Source organism: Microbispora sp. CL1-1 (genome assembly GCF_012034195.1).
Classification (GTDB): domain Bacteria; phylum Actinomycetota; class Actinomycetes; order Streptosporangiales; family Streptosporangiaceae; genus Microbispora.
This window is the reverse complement of the sequence record NZ_JAATEK010000234.1, coordinates 1-298: the sequence shown is the minus strand read 5'-3', so window position 1 is coordinate 298 and position 298 is coordinate 1. Positions and strand designations below refer to the sequence as shown.

Annotated in this window: 1 pseudogene; it reads right to left on the bottom strand. The window is 71.5% G+C overall.

Annotated features, from left to right (window positions below):
- Positions 1-224, bottom strand: a pseudogene (locus HCK04_RS40740) (sugar ABC transporter substrate-binding protein); the annotation flags it as partial.
- Positions 225-298 lie beyond the last annotated feature (74 nt).

Genomic DNA, 298 nt, shown 5'->3' with positions numbered 1-298 from the left:
CTGATGGCGGCGATCCAGCCGTGGTCGGCGGCCGGAGCCGAGAAACCGATGACGACCTTCTCACCAGGGGCGTCGTTGCCGCCCGTGGCCGCGGCCGCGGGGGCCGCGGCCGGTGCGCTCGCCTGCGCGGCGGGCTCGTTGCTCGTGCAGGCCGTGACGAGTGCGCCAGCGCCGAGGACGGCTCCACTCCACAGGAAGCCGCGCCGGCCGACGTTCTTGTCCATATGTTCTCTCCTTGTCGAAGCCGGTCGGGATCCGATCCGGCCCAGGGTGTCAGGTGTGTGTTCTGAGGCTGCGC